The sequence below is a fragment of the Mesorhizobium sp. LSHC412B00 genome (assembly GCF_000503035.1).
Lineage (GTDB): Bacteria > Pseudomonadota > Alphaproteobacteria > Rhizobiales > Rhizobiaceae > Mesorhizobium.
Genome location: NZ_AYWB01000002.1, coordinates 195,921 through 215,210 on the forward strand (window position 1 = coordinate 195,921; position 19,290 = coordinate 215,210).

Annotated in this window: 12 protein-coding genes and 1 pseudogene; 9 read left to right on the top strand and 4 right to left on the bottom strand. The window is 64.0% G+C overall.

All coding sequences use genetic code 11. The features are described from left to right. Complete coding sequence (locus X757_RS159320) at positions 1-1,929, bottom strand: autotransporter assembly complex family protein (RefSeq protein ID WP_023725409.1); 1,929 nt, start codon at positions 1,927-1,929, stop codon at positions 1-3. Between the two features lie 277 nt (positions 1,930-2,206). Here X757_RS159320 and X757_RS01000000164555 point away from each other — a divergent pair. The 7 genes and pseudogenes from X757_RS01000000164555 to X757_RS159290 all read left to right on the top strand — a co-directional run bounded on the left by X757_RS01000000164555 (position 2,207) and on the right by X757_RS159290 (position 14,975). Further along, positions 2,207-7,841, top strand: a pseudogene (locus X757_RS01000000164555) (alpha-2-macroglobulin family protein). 83 nt (positions 7,842-7,924) lie between these two features. Next, positions 7,925-10,030: a penicillin-binding protein 1C gene (pbpC, locus tag X757_RS159315; protein ID WP_031251095.1), complete on the top strand. Its 2,106-nt coding sequence runs from the start codon at positions 7,925-7,927 to the stop codon at positions 10,028-10,030. A gap of 145 nt (positions 10,031-10,175) precedes the next feature. Beyond that, positions 10,176-10,859: a M15 family metallopeptidase gene (locus X757_RS159310; RefSeq protein ID WP_023725411.1), complete on the top strand. Its 684-nt coding sequence runs from the start codon at positions 10,176-10,178 to the stop codon at positions 10,857-10,859. Positions 10,860-11,089: 230 nt separating this feature from the next. Continuing rightward, entirely contained in the window at positions 11,090-12,118 is a 1,029-nt protein-coding gene (locus tag X757_RS159305) for a sulfate ABC transporter substrate-binding protein (protein WP_023673082.1), read from the top strand. An 18-nt stretch (positions 12,119-12,136) separates the two neighbouring features. Next, positions 12,137-12,988: a sulfate ABC transporter permease subunit CysT gene (gene cysT / locus X757_RS159300; RefSeq protein WP_023687973.1), complete on the top strand. Its 852-nt coding sequence runs from the start codon at positions 12,137-12,139 to the stop codon at positions 12,986-12,988. Further along, entirely contained in the window at positions 12,981-13,865 is an 885-nt protein-coding gene (gene cysW / locus X757_RS159295; RefSeq protein WP_023690809.1) for a sulfate ABC transporter permease subunit CysW, read from the top strand. Before cysT ends, cysW begins: the two co-directional genes overlap by 8 nt. A gap of 69 nt (positions 13,866-13,934) precedes the next feature. After that, positions 13,935-14,975: a sulfate/molybdate ABC transporter ATP-binding protein gene (locus tag X757_RS159290; RefSeq protein WP_023673079.1), complete on the top strand. Its 1,041-nt coding sequence runs from the start codon at positions 13,935-13,937 to the stop codon at positions 14,973-14,975. Between the two features lie 14 nt (positions 14,976-14,989). Here X757_RS159290 and X757_RS159285 read toward each other — a convergent pair whose 3' ends face one another. Next, on the bottom strand, positions 14,990-15,388 hold the full coding sequence (locus tag X757_RS159285; protein ID WP_023725412.1) for a type II toxin-antitoxin system VapC family toxin: 399 nt from the start codon (positions 15,386-15,388) through the stop codon (positions 14,990-14,992). Continuing rightward, a complete protein-coding gene (locus tag X757_RS159280) occupies positions 15,388-15,660 on the bottom strand; it encodes an AbrB/MazE/SpoVT family DNA-binding domain-containing protein (RefSeq protein ID WP_023687970.1) in 273 nt (90 codons plus the stop codon). The genes X757_RS159285 and X757_RS159280 overlap by 1 nt, the downstream gene beginning before the upstream one ends. Positions 15,661-15,900: 240 nt before the next feature. Between X757_RS159280 and X757_RS159275 the strand changes: the two genes are divergently transcribed. Together X757_RS159275 and X757_RS0133445 are read left to right on the top strand one after the other, a co-directional pair. Next, positions 15,901-16,881 carry a sulfate ABC transporter substrate-binding protein gene (locus X757_RS159275; RefSeq protein WP_023725413.1) on the top strand — a complete coding sequence of 327 codons (981 nt, stop codon included), beginning with the start codon at positions 15,901-15,903 and terminating at the stop codon, positions 16,879-16,881. 261 nt (positions 16,882-17,142) lie between these two features. Continuing rightward, positions 17,143-17,592, top strand: a complete 450-nt coding sequence (locus X757_RS0133445) for an Rrf2 family transcriptional regulator (RefSeq protein ID WP_023673075.1) — start codon at positions 17,143-17,145, stop codon at positions 17,590-17,592. 65 nt (positions 17,593-17,657) lie between these two features. Here X757_RS0133445 and X757_RS159270 read toward each other — a convergent pair whose 3' ends face one another. After that, positions 17,658-19,199: an acyl--CoA ligase gene (locus tag X757_RS159270; RefSeq protein WP_373432826.1), complete on the bottom strand. Its 1,542-nt coding sequence runs from the start codon at positions 19,197-19,199 to the stop codon at positions 17,658-17,660. Between the last annotated feature and the right edge of the window lie 91 nt (positions 19,200-19,290).

Sequence of the window (19,290 nt, forward strand, 5' to 3'; positions counted from 1 at the left end):
TCAGAACGCCTGTCCGATCCCGGCATAGATGCCGAAACGCGGGTCGCCACGGTCGCGGTTGAGCGGCACGGCGGCGTCGATGCGCAGCGGCCCGAACGGCGTGATGTAGCGCAGGCCAACGCCCGCGCCGACCTTCACGTCGGAAAAGTCCGGCGTCGCTGTGGTCGAGACAGTGCCGGCGTCGACGAACGGCACGATGCCGATCGTGTCGGTCAGCGCAATGCGCATTTCGACCGATGTTTCGAAGAAGGAAAGCCCGCCGATCGGCTGATTGTCGATGTCCTTCGGTCCGATGCCCTGATAGGCATAGCCCCGCACCGAGCCGCCACCGCCGGAATAGAAGCGCCTGTCGGCTGGAACGTTCTGAAGGCCGGTGCCGACGATCGAACCCAGCGCGACGCGTTCGGCAAGCACGAATTTCGAGGCCGTGTCGAGCGACTGATAGGCCGACCCCTCGCCCCTGAGCTTGAGGAAGGCGGCGCCGCTCAGAATGTCGTAGCTCGGTTCGGCATAGGCCAGAACCCTGAAGCCGCTGGTCGGATTGAGCCGGTTGTCCCTGTTGTCATAGACATATTGCAGCGGAATGCTGGCGATCAGGTATTTGTGCTTGCCGAAGGCGTCGGTGATCCTGGAATAGTCCAGCGCGATTTCAGCCGAAACCGTCTGCTTCTTGTCGATCTCATAGGACAGGCCGGTGCTGCCCTTGACCGAGAAATGGTCGTAGGCATCGGGATGTTCGAGGACGGTCTTGACGCTGGCGATGAATTTCGAAGCCGGCCCGATCACGCCCGGCTTCTCGAACATGATGCCGGCATTGTAGTTGAGCTCGCTGAGATCGTTGCTGCCGATGCCGCTGATCTTGCCCTCGATGCGCAGCTTTTCGGCCCGGCCGAACAGATTTCGGTGGCCCCAATAGCCTTCCAGGCCTAGCCCTTCGGTGTTGGAGAAAGTGCCGCCGACGCCGAAATAGCGCGGTTTGCGCTCGCTGACCTGAACGCCGATCGGAATGTTGCCGTCGGCGTCGAGACTGTCGGCTTCCTTCAGCGTCACGCTGTTGAACACTTCGAGCCTCAGCAGCCGGTCGCGGGCATCGTCGATCTCGTCGGGCGAATATTGCCGGCCGCGTTTCAGCCCGGTCATATATTCGGTGAACTCGCGATTGACCTTCTCGGTGCCATCGACGGTGGTGTCGCCATAACCGGCAACCGGCCCGGCGGCCACCGTCAGCGTCACGTCGAGCGTCGAGGTGGTGTGCTCGGCCACGACCTGCCTGTCGGTGATCCGGGCCAGCGGCCGGCCCTCCTGCTTCAGCGCCCGCACGATCAGCGCCTCGGCCTTGAGCACGGCGCCCGAGCCGGCATCGCCGCCGGCTATCAGGCCGAAATCGGCGCTCGCCAGCCCGGCGGCATCGCCCTCCAGCCGAATATTGCCGAGCGTGAATTTGGGCCCGCTCGAGATGCTGATCACCACCGGGATCGGCTGCGGACCCGTAAATTCGGCATCGGGCGGCAAATCGTCGAGCGCCTTGCCCTGGATGGTGATGGTGACGACGCCTTCATAACGGGCGTCGGCATAAAGCGCGGCGACCAGCTGTTCGCGGTCGCTACGCGCCTTTGCCAAAAGGCCGAGCGAGCCGGAAACCGGGCGGTCTTCGTCGGATTTCAGCGACGAGGCGTTTTCGAGCTTCTTGACTAGGTCCTTGTCGGCATCGGGCGCTTCGATGGTCACCACATAGCGCAGCGGGTCGACGATATCGGCGTCCTCGTCATTCGAAGAGCCCCACAATTTGATGCCGAAGAGCTCGAAGGCGGCCGCCGACCCCGATTCGGCAACGAGCACGGTCGAGCACGCCAACGCCACAATCAGCGCACGCGAAAGCGTGCGCCGTGGCGCACTTACCTTCGACATCTGCGCTTCATACGCCGGCATCAGGACAACCTAGGTTACAAAACTAAAATTGGAATGAAGTTTTGAAGCGCTCGTAAAGGGGCCACAATCCAATTGTCTGAAATAGGCAGGGCTTGGAATTCACACCTTCTGCGTTTTCGCAAGAAAGCGTGATCCCTTTCCCGTGGATGAACTATCGGCATACCGGTCATTGGCCGGTTTGGGAACCGTTGGCGGGCGGAAACCTGCCCGTCCTCGTGTTGACAAGCTTGACTGAAGCTTGAACATGCCGCGGACGTAGCAGTGTCTGGAGGGTGTTATGGCGATGCGCGCGGCGGCTCGTGGTCTGTCGATCTTGATTCTTCTCATTTTCGCCTGGGGGTCTGTAGCGCAAGCGGCCGAAGCCCGCCGGGTGGTGACCTCAAATAATTCCGACTATTTCGGCTTCGATCTCAGATCGGACCAGAATGTCAGCCTCGATCAGTGCAAGACGACATGCCTCGGCGACGCCGCCTGCCGCGCCTTTACTTACAACAACAAGGCCAAATGGTGCTTCCTAAAGTCCGACTATAACCAGTTGAAACCCTTCAGCGGCGCGGTCGCGGGCAAGGTCGTCAATGTCGATGGCGACCCCGATATCGGCGCCCCGCCGGAACTCNTTCAGCGGCGCGGTCGCGGGCAAGGTCGTCAATGTCGATGGCGACCCCGATATCGGCGCCCCGCCGGAACTCGCCTTCTTCCCCAACTGGATGGCCGACCAGGCCCAGCAATACCGCAACAAGCTGACCGATCCGGCCTATGACAAGCCGACCGACGGGCTGGAATCACTCCGCGCCGCCGCCGAACAGGCTGCACTGACCGGCGACCATGGGCAGGCCATGAACAAATACGAGGCCGCGGTCTCGGTCCTGCCTGACGACGGTCAGCTTTGGCTCGGTCTGGCGCGTGAAACGCTTGCCATACAGCCGGCCAGCGGCACCTCCGAATCCTACAATCTGCCGGTCAAAGGCACCTCCGCCGCCATCAACGCCTACAAGTTGCTGCGCACCACCAAGACCCGCGCCGAAGTGCTGGCGCTGCTCGGCAACGGCCTCGACCGCCGCGATCTCTACCGTCCAGCCCTGCAGGCTTATGAAGCCAGCCTCGCGCTGGTCAGTTCGCCGGCGGTCAAGGCCGAATATGAGGATCTCAAGGCCCGCAAGGGCTTCCGCGTCATCGATCACTCGATCGACGCCGACACCAGCGCGCCGCGCATTTGCGCGCAGTTTTCCGAGGAGCTGGTCAAGACCGGCGTCGACTACGCCCAGTTCGTCACCGTCGACAACCAGCCGCCCAAGGGCGTCGAGGCAAAGGACAAGCAGATCTGCGTCGAAGGCCTGGAGCACGGCCAACATTACGAAGTGACCTTCCGCGCCGGCCTGCCGGCCGCCATTGGCGAGGTCACCGCCGCTCCGGTCGTGCTGTCGATCTATGTGCAGGACCGCGCGCCGTCCGCCCGCTTCACCGGCGACAGCTTCGTGCTGCCCGCCGGCGCCCGCCGCGGCATCCCGGTCGTCACCGTCAACATGAATGCCGCGCAGATGAAGCTCTACCGCATCGGCGATCGTTCGCTGGCGCAGCTTCTGTCCGGCTATCAGTTCCTAAAGCAGCTCGACGGCTATGATATCTCCAGCATTTCCGACCAGATGGGTGAGCCGGTCTGGCAGGGGCAGCTCGATATCGCCAACGACCTCAACAAGGACGTCACGACTTCGTTCCCGGTCGACGAAGCCTTGCCGCAGCGCAAGCCCGGCGTCTACGTGCTGACCGCGCAAGCGGTAAATGAAAATGACGAGGACAATTACAATTCGCTTGCCACGCAGTGGTTCGTCGTCTCGGACATCGGCCTGTCGACCTATACCGGCCAGGATGGCCTCAATGTCTTTGCCCGCTCGCTCGGAACCGCCAAGCCGATGGCCGGCGCCGAACTGACGCTGCTGGCCAGGAACAATGAAATCCTCGGCACAGCCACGTCGGACGCCGAAGGCCATGCTGTCTTCAACCCCGGCCTGACGCGCGGCGACGGCGGCATGGTGCCGGCCGTTCTGATGGCCAAGCAGGGCGACAACGATTTCGTCTTCCTCGACATGGGCCGCGCCGGCTTCGATCTGTCCGATCGCGGCGTCGCCGGACGCGCCGCACCGGGCGCGCTCGATGTCTATGCCTGGACCGAACGCGGCATCTACCGCGCCGGCGAGGATGTGCATGTCGCAGCCCTTGCCCGCGACGGCGCCTCCAAAGCGGTGGAAAACCTGCCGCTGACCTTCATCTTCACCCGTCCCGACGGCGTCGAGAACCGCCGCATCGTTGCCGATGGCGTCTCGGCCGGCGGCTATGCCGTCGACCTGCCGCTGGAAGCCAACGCCATGCGCGGCACCTGGACGGTGTCGATCTATACCGATCCCAAGCAGGCGGCCGTTTCCAGCCAGATGTTCCTGGTCGAAGACTTCGTGCCGGATCGCATCGAGTTCGACATGAAGTCCGACAAGCAGGAGATCGCCCAGGGCGAAACCGCCAACATCGACATTGACGGCCGCTTCCTCTATGGCGCGCCGGCCGCCGGCCTCGCGCTCGAAGGCGAGCTGACGCTGTCGACGGCGCGCGACTGGGACCGTTTCGCCGGCTATTCGTTCGGCCTTGCCGACGAGCAGTCGGCCGAGCCTTCGGTCACCCCGTTCACCGGTCTGCCGGTGGTCGGCGACGACGGCAAGGCGACCTTCCCGGTCACGGTCGACCAGTTGCCCGCGACCACCAAGCTGGTCGACGCCAAGGTCACGGTTCGCATGCGTGAAACCGGCGGCCGCGCCATCGAACGCTCGCTCAACATCGGCATCCAACCGCAAGGCCACATGATCGGCATTCGTCCGGATTTCGCCGACAATGAGGTGCCGCAGGGCGGCACCGCCAAGTTCAGCCTCATCGCGGTCGACCCCGACGGCAAGCGCGAGACGCTGAAGGGCGCGCAGTGGTCGCTGGTCAAGGTCGAACGCAATTACCAGTGGTACCGCAACAACAACTCGTGGAACTACGAACCGGTCACCTTCACCAAGTCGATCGCCAACGGCCAGGTCGATCTCAGCGCCGATGCCGAGGCGACCGTGACGATGCCGGTCGACTGGGGCCAGTACCGGCTCGAGATCGAGACTGCCGATCCCGAGGGCCCGGCGACCAGCTATGAGTTCGACGCCGGCTGGTATGTCTCCTCGACCTCCACCGAAACGCCTGATGGGCTCGAGATCGCTCTCGACAAGGACAGCTATGCCGTCGGCGACGTGGCCAAGCTGAAGGTGTCGCCGCATTTTGCCGGCGAACTGCTGGTCACCATCGGCGCCGACAAGCTGCTCAAGACCGTCACGGCAACCGTGCCGGCCGGCGGCAGCACGGTCGACATCCCGGTCGGTGACGACTGGGGCGCCGGCGCCTACATCACTGCAACCCTGTTCCGGCCCGGCGATGCGCAGGAAACCCGCATGCCGGCGCGCGCCATCGGCGTAAAATGGCTGACGGTCGACCCGGGCTCGAAAAAGCTCGCCGTTACCCTGACGCCGCCGGACAAGACGATGCCGCGCCAGCAGCTGTCGATCCCGGTTTCGGTCGCCGGCGTAGCGCCGGGCAGCAATGCCTATGTCACGGTCGCTGCCGTCGATGTCGGCATTTTGAACCTCACCAACTACAAGGCGCCGGATCCGGAGGGCTGGTATTTCGGCCAGCGCATGCTCGGGCTCGAAGTCCGCGACATCTATGGCCGTCTCATCGACGGCTCGCTCGGCACCACCGGCAAGCTCAGGACCGGCGGCGACGGCGCCTCGATGCAGCCGCAAGGCAGTCCGCCGACCGAAAAGCTGGTCGCCTTCTTCTCCGGCCCGGTCCAGCTCGACGCCGACGGCAAGGCAAGGATCGACTTCGACATCCCGCAGTTCAACGGCACCGTGCGCGTCATGGCCGTCGCCTGGACCAAGGAGGCCGTCGGCCATGCCACGACCGATGTCATCGTGCGCGATCCGGTGGTGATCACTGCCGGCCTGCCCCGCTTCCTGGCGCCTGGAGATGCAGCTATCATGCGGCTCGACGTCGCCGACACCGACGGTCCGGAGGGCGACTATGCCCTGTCGATCGCCACGACCGGCGACCTCTCGACCGGCGACAAGCCCTTGCCCGAAAAGCTGACGCTGGCCAAGGGCAAGCGCCAGACGCTGAGCGTGCCGCTGATTGCACAGACGGCGGGCAATGCCTCGATCACCATCAAGCTCGCCCATGGCGACGGCACCGCCGTCGAGCAGACGCTGTATGTTCCGGTGCGTCCGGCGCAATTGCCGGTCACCACCCGTCTGGTCGTCGACCTCAAGGGCAATGGCGGCTCGCTGCGCGTCGACAAGGAGCTGCTCGCGGCAAGCCTGCTCGACGGCGCCTCGATCAGTGTCGGCGTTTCGCAGGCTGCCGCCTTCGACGTGCCGTCGCTGCTGATGACGCTCGACCGCTACCCCTATGGTTGCGCCGAGCAGACCACCAGCCGCGCCATGCCGCTTCTCTACGTCAACGATCTGGCGTCCGGCGTTGGCATGCAAAGCGATCCCGAACTGNCCAGCCGCGCCATGCCGCTTCTCTACGTCAACGATCTGGCGTCCGGCGTTGGCATGCAAAGCGATCCCGAACTGCACGGCCGCGTGCAGGCCGCCATCTACAAGGTGCTGAGCTACCAGGCTTCGGCCGGCAGCTTCGGCCTGTGGGGTCCGGGCTCCGGCGATCTGTGGCTTGACTCTTACGTCACCGACTTCCTGACCCGGGCGCGCGAGCAGAACTACGACGTGCCGGCGCTGGCGATGAGCCAGGCGCTGAGCAATCTGCAAAACTCGGTCGGTTACGACCAGGACGTCCAGGATCGCGGCAGCGAAATCGCCTACGCGCTCTATGTTCTGGCCCGCAACAAGAAGGCCTCGGTCGGCGATCTGCGCTACTACGCCGACACCAAGCTCGAAGCCTTCTCGAGCCCGATGGCCGTCGCCCAGTTGGCGGCGAGCCTGGCGCTCTACGGCGACGCGCAGCGTTCGGAAGCAACCTTCCAGACGGCGCTGCAGCTGGCCAAGTCGACCACCGAATACGACTACTACCGGTCCGACTATGGCTCGCGGCTGCGTGATGGCGCCGCGATCCTGGCGCTCGCCGCCGAATCGAAGCCGGTGCCGACCATCGTGCCGGAGCTGATCCGGCTGGTGGCAAGGGAACGCGCCGATGCCCGCTGGACCAGCACGCAGGACGAGTCCTGGATGCTTCTGGCGGCCCGCGCGCTGAAGTCGGGCAACGACTCGATCACGCTCTCGGTCAACGGCGCGCCGCATGCAGGTGGATATTCCAACCACCTCAGCGGCACCGACATTGCCGACAGCCCGCTGACCATCGCCAACACCGGCGCCACGCCGCTGCAGGCGGTCGTCACCACGGTCGCCTCGCCGGTAGAGCCCTTGCCGGCCGGCGGCGACGGCTTCACCATCGACCGCACCTACTACAAGCTCGATGGCACCGAAGCCAACGTCACCGAGGCGACGCAGAACGAACGCTACGTGGTCGTGCTCAAGGTTTACGAGCAGAACCGCTGGCCTTCGCGCCTGCTGATCACCGACCTGTTGCCGGCCGGCTTCGAGATCGACAATCCGGGCCTTGTCTCCAGCGCCCAATTGTCGAACTTCACCTGGCTGGCGCAAACGGACGCAGCCCATCTCGAATTCCGCGACGACCGTTTCGTCGCGGCATTCAATCCCAATGACGGCGATGGCGACCGCAACATCATGCTGGCCTACGTCGTGCGTGCGGTAACGCCGGGCACCTATGCCCATCCGGCAGCCACGGTGGAGGACATGTACCGGCCGCAATATTCGGCCCGCACCGCCACCGGCATGATGGAGATCAAGGCGCCGTAAGGCGCCTTGACGAAGATGAACACGCCGATGTCCGCGACCATCTCCTTCTCCCCGCTATGCGGAGAGAAGGAGCCGGCAGGCGGATGAAGGGCACCACCATGCTCTCCAGAAAATTTCTCCGTCGAACAGGCATCGCCGCCGCCTCCCTCGTCGGCTTTGCGGCGATCGCTGCCGCTTCTCTCTGGGAGCTCGACCGCGCCTTCCCGCCACCCCTGCCCGGAAGGCTCACCGTCTCCACCGAGGTCCAGGACCGCGACGGCCAGCTGTTGCGCGCCTTCGCCACGCCGGACGGTTACTGGCGGCTCGACACTGATCTCGACCAGGTCGACAAGCAGTTCGTCGACATGCTGGTCACCTATGAAGACAAGCGCTTCTGGGACCATGATGGCGTCGATGTGCTGGCGCTGGCGCGCGCCGCCGGCCAGTTCGCCACCAGCGGCCATATCGTCTCCGGCGGCTCGACTTTGTCGATGCAGCTTGCCCGACTGATCGAGCCGCGCGAAAGCCGCAGCCTCGGCTCCAAGATCAAACAGATGCTGCGTGCCATCCAGATCGAGCGGCGCCTGTCCAAGCAGGAGATCCTCGAACGCTACCTGACCTTGGCGCCCTATGGCGGCAATCTCGAAGGCGTGCGCGCCGCCTCGCTCGCCTATTTCGGCAAGGAGCCGAAGCGGCTGACGGTCTCGGAAGCCGCCCTGCTGGTTGCGCTGCCGCAATTGCCGGAAAAGCGCCGGCCCGACCGCAATCTCACCATCGCTCATGCCGCCCGCGACCGCGTGCTGACCCGCATGGTGTCGGCTGACCTGCTTGGCGAGCGCGAGGCCGCGCGCGCAGCGCTCGATGATGTCTCGGGCTTGCGCCGCAAACTGCCGGCGCTGGCGCCGCATGCCGCCTATGCCATGCTTCCCAAGGCCGTACCCGGCAAGCCATTGCAGCTGACGATCCGCAAAAGCGTCCAGCAAGGGCTGGAGCAGGTGGCGCGCGATGCCGCGATCAAGCTTGGTCCGCGCCTCTCCGTCGCCATGGTGATGGCCGATGCCCGCACCGGTGACATCCTCGGCGAAGTCGGCTCTGCCGATTTCTTCGACGCCAGCCGTTCCGGCTGGATCGACATGACCAGGATCGTGCGGTCGCCCGGCTCTACGCTTAAGCCGTTCATCTATGGCCTCGCCTTCGAGCAGGGGCTGGTGGCGCAGGAAATGCTGATCGAGGACAGCCCGGTCGATTTCGGCGGCTACCGGCCGAAGAATTTCGACATGGGCTATCAGGGGGATGTCTCGATCCGCCAGGCGCTGCAGCTGTCGCTCAACGTGCCGGCAATCCGCGTGCTCGACTCTGTCGGCCCGGCACGGCTGATGGCGCGCTTCCGCCAGGCCGGCGTCAGCCCGGTGCTACCGGTCAACGAGGCGCCGGGCCTCGCCATCGGCCTCGGAGGCGTCGGCGTAACGCTGCGCGATCTCGTCCAGCTCTATACCGGCCTCGCCAATGGCGGCAAGGCAAACACGCTCCATGACGGCACCGAGCCGGCCAACGACGAGCGCGCCACCGCCACCATCCTCGACGCCCAGGCGAACTGGCAGATCACCGACATATTGTCGGGCGTAAAGCCGCCCGAGGGCGCCTTGCAGCGTGGCATCGCCTACAAGACCGGCACGTCCTACGGCTATCGCGATGCCTGGTCGGTCGGCTTCGACGGCCGCTACGTGCTGGGTGTGTGGGTCGGCCGCGCCGATGCCGGTGCGGTGCCCGGCCTGTCCGGCTATGTCTCGGCCGCCCCCATCCTGTTCGAGGGCTTCGTCCGCTCCGGCCTCACCGCCGTCCCGTTGCCCAGCCAGCCGGCCGGTGTCCTCAAGGCCAGGCGCGAAGACCTGCCGGTGACATTGGGGCGCTTCGGCGCCGGCGCCGACGGACTGGTGCAGGCAGGCCCGACGGAACCGGCGCCGACGATCATTTTCCCGCCCAACGGCGCCCGCGTCGATCTCGCCACCAATTCCGCCGAGGCCTCGCCGCTGGTGCTGAAACTGCAAGGCGGCCGCGCGCCGTTCCGCTGGCTGGCCAATGGCAAGCCGCTCGTCGGCATCGACCGCCGCCGCACTGCGACCTGGCTGCCCGACGGCGCCGGCTATTCGACGCTCACCGTCATCGACGCCGTGGGACGCGCGGCAAGCGTGAAGGTGTTCGTTGAATAGATGGCGCCAAGCGATTCAGGGGATTGGGCTTCTTCGCCCGAGACCCGGCGCGAGGCACCCCCCTCTGGCCTGCCGGCCAATGGCCGGCAGGCCAGAGGGGGGTGTGCCGAAGCGCTTGCATCGAGGATTGGCCTTAGCCGTATCCATGTTCGTTTCGACTTGCTCCCCCGCCGCCGCCGATCCCCTGCCCGCCGGCTTCGTCCGCCTGGCCGATGTCGATCCTTCGATCCGCCAGGACATCCGCTATGCCGGCCTGGAAAACTTCCTGCATCGCAAGGCCGACGGCTATGACGCGCCGGTCTGCATACTCACGAAGCAAGCTGCGCAAGCGCTGTCCGGTGTGCAGAAAGCGCTCGCCGCCGATGGCCTGACGCTGGTCGTCTTCGACTGCTACCGCCCGGCCCGCGCCGTTGCCGACATGGGCAAATGGACCAGAGAGGGCGGCCCGCCCGATCCGCAATGGTACCCTCAGGTGCAGCGCGGCGACCTCATCGCCAAGGGCTATATCGGCGAATTGTCCACCCATTCGCGCGGCTCGACCGTCGATGTAGCCATCGCCCGCAGCGACGGCAAGAACAAGTCATCCGCCGCTTGCGGCGCGGCCGGCGCCGGCACGCTCGGTTTCGGCACCAGCTTCGACTGTTTCGACCCGGCAAGCGAAACCGCCCATCGCCCATTGGCGGCAGAAGCGGCGGCAAACCGCAAAAGGCTGCTCGACGCCATGCGCGCCGGCGGCTTCAAGAATTATGCGCGCGAGTGGTGGCACTACACGCTTCGGGATGAGCCGTATCCAAAGCTGCGCTTCGATTTTCCCATCACTGCGGGCTGAACCGCCCGGTGCTACACCGAGCCTTCCCTCGCTCGGCCTTGCTTCTGCGCTGTCAGCTCCTAGATAGCGTCAAACCGGCCGGAATTGGGTTAGACCAATATGAGGAAAATATTTCCTTCCGAGACCCAATATCGGCGAAAATTTCCTTCGAGCAGACAAAAAAGGCAACGTTGAATGCATCTAATTTCTATCAAATCGATAGAGTTCAGCCGTCATCAACGGAGGCGGGAATGACCAAACCTCATTTCAAGAAACTGCTCGGCGCACTGGTCGCCACATCGATCCAGTTCGGCACGCTCGGTTTCGCGTTTGCCGATACGACCATTCTGAACGTGTCCTACGACCCGACACGCGAACTCTACAAGGCCTATGACGAAGCCTTCGTCGCACACTGGAAGGCCGAGACCGGCGAGACGGTCACCATCCAGCAATCGCATGGCGGCTCCGGCGCCCAGGCCCGCGCCGTGATCGACGGCCTCGATGCCGATGTGGTCACGCTGGCGCTGGAGGGCGACATCAACGCCATCGTCACCAAGTCGAAGAAGATCAATCCGGACTGGCGCAAGAAATTCGAAAACAATTCGGCGCCTTACACCTCGACCATCATCTTCCTGGTCCGCAAGGGCAACCCGAAGGGCATCCACGACTGGAGCGATCTGGTCAAGGACGGCGTCCAGGTGATCACGCCGAACCCGAAGACGTCGGGTGGCGCCCGCTGGAACTACCTTGCCGCCTGGGCCTATGCCAATGCCAATGATGGCGGCGACGAGGCCAAGAACAAGGAATTCGTCGGCAAGCTCTACGCCAATGCGCCGGTGCTCGACACCGGTGCGCGCGGCTCGACGGTCACCTTCGCGCAAAAGGGCATCGGCGACGTGCTGATCGGCTGGGAAAACGACGCCTATCTGGCGCTCAATGAATTCGGAGCCGACAATTTCGAGATCGTCTATCCCCCGACCTCGATCCTGGCCGAGCCGCCGGTGGCGATCGTCGACGCCAATGTCGATGCCAAGGGCACCCGCAAGGTCGCCGAAGCCTATCTCGGCTGGCTCTATTCCAAGGAAGCCCAGACGATCATCGCCAAGAACCACTATCGTCCGGCCAAGCCCGAGCTGGTGGATGCGGCTGACATTCCGAAGACGCCCGAAATCAAGCTGATCTCCATCGACGATCCGCTTTTTGGCGGCTGGAAGAAGGCACAGCCTTATCATTTCGGCGATGGTGGTATATTCGACCAGATCTACAAGCCGGCCCAGTAGGATTTAGATCAGGACGACATGACCATAGCACCCGCCAAGGCGGGGTGGCGATTCAGACAGCCGAGTGTCATTCCGGGTTTCGGATTGACGCTCGGCTTCTCGCTTGCCTACCTCACGCTCATCATCCTCATCCCCCTGTCGGGCCTGATCTGGCGCTCGGCAGCCCTCGGCTGGACCGATTTCTGGGCGATCGCCACCGACCGCCGGACCATCAACGCACTCGAAATCAGCTTCGGCACAGCCTTCATCGCAGCCGCCGTCAACGTCGTCTTCGGCACGCTCGTCGCCTGGGTGCTGGTGCGCTACCGCTTCCCCGGCCGCCGCGTCGTCGACGCCATGGTCGACCTGCCCTTCGCGCTGCCGACGGCAGTGGCCGGTATCGCGCTGACCACTCTTTATGCGCCTAATGGCTGGATCGGCCATCTCCTGGCGCCGCTCGGCATCAAGGTCGCCTACACGCCGCTCGGCATTGTCGTGGCGCTTGTCTTCATCGGCCTGCCGTTTGTCGTGCGCACGGTGCAGCCGATCATGGAGGAGATCGACAAGGAAGTGGAGGAAGCCGCCGCGACGCTCGGCGCCAACCGCTTCCAGATCATCACCCGCATCCTGTTTCCCGGCCTGGCGCCGGCCATCATCACCGGCTTCTCACTCGCCTTCGCGCGCGGCGTCGGCGAATACGGCTCGGTCATCTTCATCGCCGGCAACCTTCCCTACAAGTCGGAGATCGCACCGCTTCTGATCGTCATCCGGCTCGAGGAGTACAATTATCCGGCGGCCACCGCGATCGCGGCGATCATGCTTTTGCTGTCGTTCGTGATGCTGCTGGTCATCAACCTGGCGCAGTCATGGAGTCGCAAGCGCTATGGCTGACCCCGAGATCAAATCCTACGAACCGCATCACGAGAGCCGGTCGGCGGCGGTGACCGAAAGCCGGCCGGTGCGGCTGCTGCTGATGGCGGTGGCCTTCGCCTTCCTCGCCATCTTCCTGCTGCTGCCGCTGATCATCGTCTTCCACGAGGCGCTGGCGAAAGGCATTGGCGCCTACACGGAATCGCTCTCCAATCCCGATACGCGCTCGGCGATCCGGCTGACGCTGCTGGTGGCGGTGATCGCCGTTCCGCTCAACGTCGTCTTCGGCATTTCGGCTGCCTGGGCGATCGCCAAGTTCGAGTTCAAGGGCAAGGCTTTTCTAACCACGCTGATCGACCTGCCCTTCTCGGTCTCGCCGGTCATTTCCGGCCTGGTCTATGTGCTTTTGTTTGGCGCTCAGGGACTGTTCGGTGAATGGCTGAAGGCGCACGGCATCCAGATCCTGTTCGCCGTGCCCGGCATCGTGCTCGCGACCATCTTCGTTACCTTCCCCTTCGTTGCCCGCGAACTGATCCCGCTGATGCAGGAACAGGGCAACGGCGACGAGGAAGCCGCGCTCTCTCTGGGCGCCAATGGCTGGCAGACCTTTTGGTACGTGACGCTGCCCAACGTCAAATGGGGATTGCTCTACGGCGTGCTTCTGTGCAACGCCCGCTCGATGGGCGAATTCGGCGCGGTCTCGGTCGTGTCGGGCCACATACGCGGGCTGACCAACACCATGCCGTTGCATGTCGAAATCCTCTACAACGAGTACAACGCCGTCGGCGCTTTTGCCGTCGCTTCGCTGCTTGCCGGCCTGGCGCTGGTCACGCTGGTCTTGAAAACACTTCTCGAGATGCGCTACGGCGCCGAGATCGCCGCGACGCGCGGACATTAGATGCATGTCGCCCAAAAGTGTGAAGCGGTTTTGGGATAACGACATGCATCCACTAAAAAGGGACATTTGATGGAAGTTCGCGTTGCCAACGTACGCAAGGAGTTTGACCGGTTTCCGGCCCTCCATGACGTATCGCTTGACATCAAATCGGGTGAGCTGATCGCGCTGCTTGGGCCATCCGGCTCCGGCAAGACGACGCTGCTGAGGCTTATCGCCGGCCTGGAGCGGCCGACGCGCGGAAAGATCTTCTTCGGCGACGAGGACGCCTCGCACCGCTCGATCCAGGAGCGCAATGTCGGCTTCGTCTTCCAGCACTATGCGCTCTTCCGGCACATGACGGTCGCCGACAATATCGGCTTCGGCCTCAAGGTGCGGCATGGACCGTCGCGACCACCGGCGGCCGAAATCCGCCGACGCGCCTCCGAACTGCTCGATCTCGTTCAGCTTTCCGGCCTGGAAAAGCGCTATCCGGCGCAACTTTCCGGTGGCCAGCGCCAGCGCGTGGCGCTCGCCCGGGCCATGGCCATCGAGCCCAAGGTGCTGTTGCTCGACGAGCCGTTCGGCGCGCTCGATGCGCAGGTGCGCCGGGAACTCCGCCGCTGGCTGCGCGAGATCCATGACCGTACCGGCCACACCACCGTCTTCGTCACCCACGACCAGGAAGAGGCGCTCGAGCTTGCCGACCGCGTCGTGGTGATGAGCCAGGGCCGCATCGAGCAGGTCGGCTCCGCCGACGAGATCTACGACACGCCGAACTCGCCCTTCGTCTACTCCTTCATCGGCGAATCGAGCATGCTGCCGGTCAAGGTTGAGAATGGCGAAATCTGGCTCGCCGACCGTCCGATCGGCGTGTCGGCGCCGCACGCACCCGAGGGCGATGCGACGCTGTATTTCCGCCCGCACGATATCGAACTGCTCGACGGCTGCAGCGGCTGCATCGCCGGCACGGTCGCCGCCAGCCGCCGCGTCGCCGGCACAAGACGCGTCGAACTGGAAATCGGCGGCGAGCGCCAGCGCGTCGAGATCGAACTGCCTGTGGACCATCCTGCGGCGCAGAAGAGCCGGGTGGCGTTCAGGCCAAGGCGCTGGAAGCTTTTCCCGGCGGCATAGACATCGATCCGGCGCTACTCCAGCCAGTTCTCGAGCGTCAGGCCCTTGATCCGACGGAACTCAGCGGTGTTGGCCGTCACCAGTGTCGTCCCCAACACACAGGCATGGGCAGCGATGAAAAGATCATTGTGGCCGATTGGCTGGCCTCTGGCCTCCAGCTCGGCACGAAGTGCTCCGTATTCGTTATCCATCGGCACATCGAGCGGCAGCACAGGTAACTCGGCGAGCAATTGCTCGACCTTGGCGAGCAGCTTGGCCGATCCCTTGCGGGCGCAGCCATAACGCAGCTCCGAGGCGACAACGATGCTGGTGCACAGGGCACCGTCTCCCGCGCGAACCGCCGTACTGGCGGCTTTGCCGGCCGGATTTCGGATCATGTCGCTGATGATGTTCGTGTCCAGCATGAACCGCATCAGAAGATGTCCTCGGGCCCCACGGGCGCATCATGAATCTCGGGAAAGTCGTCTTCAGGACCAAGCGGCGGCTCTTTCGCCCATTGGGCAAGGAGCGCGACGAGGCCGGGTTTGCGGACCGGCTCGATGATCAGCCGGTCGCCATCGCGGCTGATCAGGACCTTCTCGCCAGGCAGCTCGAATTCGACAGGGATGCGAACCGCCTGACTGCGGTTGTTGCGAAACAACTTCGCCTCCCTGGGCGGTGGTATCGAGTGACGGTGCTGCGGCATGGCAGCCTCCCCTGTCTGTTCCACTTGTATATGCCATTTGTATATGCCATTCGGCTTCGAATTGCAAACCACAGAAAACCCCAACGAACCGGCATTTCGCCTGGAATGAATTTTCGCCGATAACCTGCTTCAGCGATTTCTTTTTCGCTGCAACGCCATACGTCTGCCCCGTGTGCCTCGCAGTACACCCTCCGGCCCGGCTATGTTCTGGCAACGCATTGCACATCGGAGCCTGTTTTCATGAAGCGTTTTTTGCTAAGCGTCGCCACCGGCCTGGTCCTCGCCTCTTCGCCGGCCTGGTCGGCCGACAAATTGCTCAACGCTTCCTATGATGTCGGCCGCGAATTGTTCGCCCAGGTGAACAAGGCTTTCGTCGCCGGCCATCCGGGCGTCACCGTCGACCAGTCGCATGCCGGCACCTCGGCGCAGGCGCGCGCCATTGCCGAAGGCCTCGGCGCCGATGTCGTCACCTTCAACCAGGTCACCGACATCGACTTTCTGGTCAAGAAAGGCCTCGTCTCCGCCGACTGGCAGAAGGATTTCCCCGACAACGCCTCGCCCTTCTATTCGCTCCCATCCTTTCTCGTCCGCGCGGGCAACCCCAAGCGCATCAAGGACTGGAACGACCTCGTGCGCGACGACGTGCAGGTGATCTTCCCCAACCCCAAGACCTCGGGCAATGCGCGCTACACCTATCTGGCCGCAACCGCCTACGCCAAGGAAGCCTTCAAGGGCGACGACGCCAAGGTGAAGGAGTTCGTCACCAAGCTGTTCAACAACGTGCCGATCTTCGACACCGGCGGGCGCGCCGCCACCACCACCTTCGTGCAGCGCGAGATCGGCGACGTGCTGATCACCTTCGAGTCGGAAACGCGCGGCATCCGCAAGGAGTATGGCAACGACAAGTTCGAACAGGTCACGCCAACGGTCAGCCTGCTCGCCGAATTCCCGGTGGCGATCGTCGACAAGGTCGCCGACGAGCACGGCAGCCGTGACCTCGCCAAGACCTATCTCGATTTCCTCTACACGCCCGAGGGCCAGACCATCGCGGCTGAAAATGGCCTGCGCGCCCGCAACGCTGAAGTCGCGGCAAAATACAAGGCCGACTTCCCCGATGTCCGCCTGCTGACTGTGGAAGACGTCTTCGGCGGCTGGGACAAGGTACAGAAGGAGCACTTCGCCGCCGGCGGTCTGCTCGACCAGACCTATGGCAGCCGCTGATATCAGCAGCGTTCGACCTCACCTCACAAGAAAGCCGGCGCTTTGCCGGCTTTTTTGATTTCGCGCGCCGACAAACGGCTTTCATGCGGAATCTGTCGCGATCGGCGAAAAACGTTACAAAGAATCAACGCCTTTGTGCCTAACGTCTCAACCGGGCGGCTTGTTCTACGCGAAACCGGGTTGTTCAGGCGAAACGTCATGATTTGCACACAAACAACCGCCAGATGCGGGTGGTTGGGGTTTTCATGAACTGAAGCGGGCATGCTTACCAAAAAAGGCAAATACGGCCTCAAGGCCCTCGTGCATCTTTCCGGCCTGCCGGTCGGCCAGCTTGCATTCGTCAACGACATCGCGATCGCCAACAACATCCCGAAGAAATTCCTGGATGCCATTCTGGGCGAGCTGCGCAATGCCGGCTTCGTCCTCAGCCGCAAGGGCAAGGAAGGCGGTTATCGCCTCGCCCGGCCGGCTTCCGAAATCAAGATCGGCCACGTCGTGCGCGTGCTGGACGGCCCGCTCGCTCCCATACCCTGCGCCAGCCGCACGCAATACCAGCGCTGCGAGGATTGCGACGAGGCGACCTGTCAGGTCCGGCACATGATGCTGGAAGTGCGCCAGGCGATCGCCGAAGTGCTGGACAATCGCAGCCTCGCCGCCATGCGCGACGCCGACAATGATGATTTTCCGGTCGAGCTGACATCGCAGATCTAAATTAGAGCATAGTCCCGAAAAGTGGGAACCGGTTTTCGGACAAGATCATGCTCAAATGAGAGTCCTCAGACCAGGCCGAGCTTGCCGGCCAGGCCGACGCGCTGGATCTTGCCTGTGGGACCCTTGGGTATCTCCTGAAGAAACAGGATGTGGCGCGGCACCTTGAACTCGACGATCCGGCTGCGCGCGAAATCGCGTATCTGCTCGGCATCGGCGGTGGCGCCCTCGGCCAGCACGATGGCCGCACCCACCTCTTCGCCGAGCATGGCGTGCGGCACGGCAAAGGTCACCGCCTGCGCCACCAGCGGATGATCGAGCAGGACATTGTCGACTTCGAGCGGCGAGATCTTTTCGCCGCCGCGATTGATGATCTCCTTCAGCCGCCCGGTGATCTTCAGATCGCCATCCTCGTCGATCAGGCCCTGGTCGCCGGTGCGGAACCAGCCATCGCTGAAGGCAGCTTCATTGGCCACCGGATTGTTGAGATAGCCATCATGGATGTTGGCGCCGCGCACCGCGATCTCGCCCTTTTCACCCGCCGGAAGGATCGTCCCCTTGTCGTCCAGGATCGTCACCTGCGGACCCGCAGGCAGGCCGACCGAGCCTGGCTTGCGGCGCGCAGGCGGCAGGCCATTGGATGTCATCTGGTGCGCCGCCTCGGTCATGCCATAGGCCTCGACCACCGGACAGCCGAGGACGCGCTCGAGGTCGCGGAACACGGTGTCGGGAAGCGCTGCCGAAGACGAGCGGATGAAGCGCAGCCGCGCAGCCGCGATGGTTTCGCCATTGCGGGCGGCGCGCGCCAGGATCGCCTGATGCATGGTCGGCACCGCGCTGTACCAGCTCGGCCTGAAGTCGCCCAGCCAGCCGTAGAATTTTAGCGGGTTGAAGCCCGGCGTGCAGACAACAGCGCCGCCGACTGCCAGCTGTGCGCTGAGCGCCGCCATCAGCCCGTGAATGTGGAACAGCGGCATCACGTTGAGACAGATATCGTCTGCCGAAAGCGCCAAGGTGCGGGCGATGTTGGCCATTGATGCCAGCAGATTGCGCTGCCGCAAGCCGACGATCTTCGGCCGCGCCGTGGTTCCCGATGTGTGCAGGACAAGCGCGAAATCGTCCGGCCCGTTGAGCTGCATATCGTCGAGGCGAGCCTCGCTGGCAGCCTCCACCTCGGCGTCGCCCGCCAGCAGAAACTCGCCGGCCTTGGCGCCGTCAGTCACGACGACGTCGAGCACCGCAATGCCGAGCCCCTTTGCGGCGTTGCGCGCCGCATCGCCCATGCCTTGTCCGCACAGCAGCAGCTTCACATCGAGATCGCCGAGATAGAAGCGGAATTCGTCTTCGCCGTAAGCCGGATTGAGCGGCGCCGCCGTCGCCAACGCCGAGACCGCCAGGAAACAGGCCGCCATTTCCGGGCCGTTGGGCAAGACGATGCCGACGGCCGTGCCGCGGGCAACGCCACGCCTGGCGAGATCGCCGCAGAGCTTGTCGACAAGATTGGCGAGGCCGGCAAAGCTCAGGGATGGCCGGTCCGGCGCCATCAGCGCCACCGCAGCCGGCCGCCAGGGCGCCAGTTGGGGAAGTGCTACCGATAGGGCCTGTTTCAAGTTCGAACCCTGAATGGCGTTCACCATGGCCTTGTCGGCGCCGATTGCGCGCCCGTGGCAGACGCAGTAAAGCGATTTCCGGACGCACGCA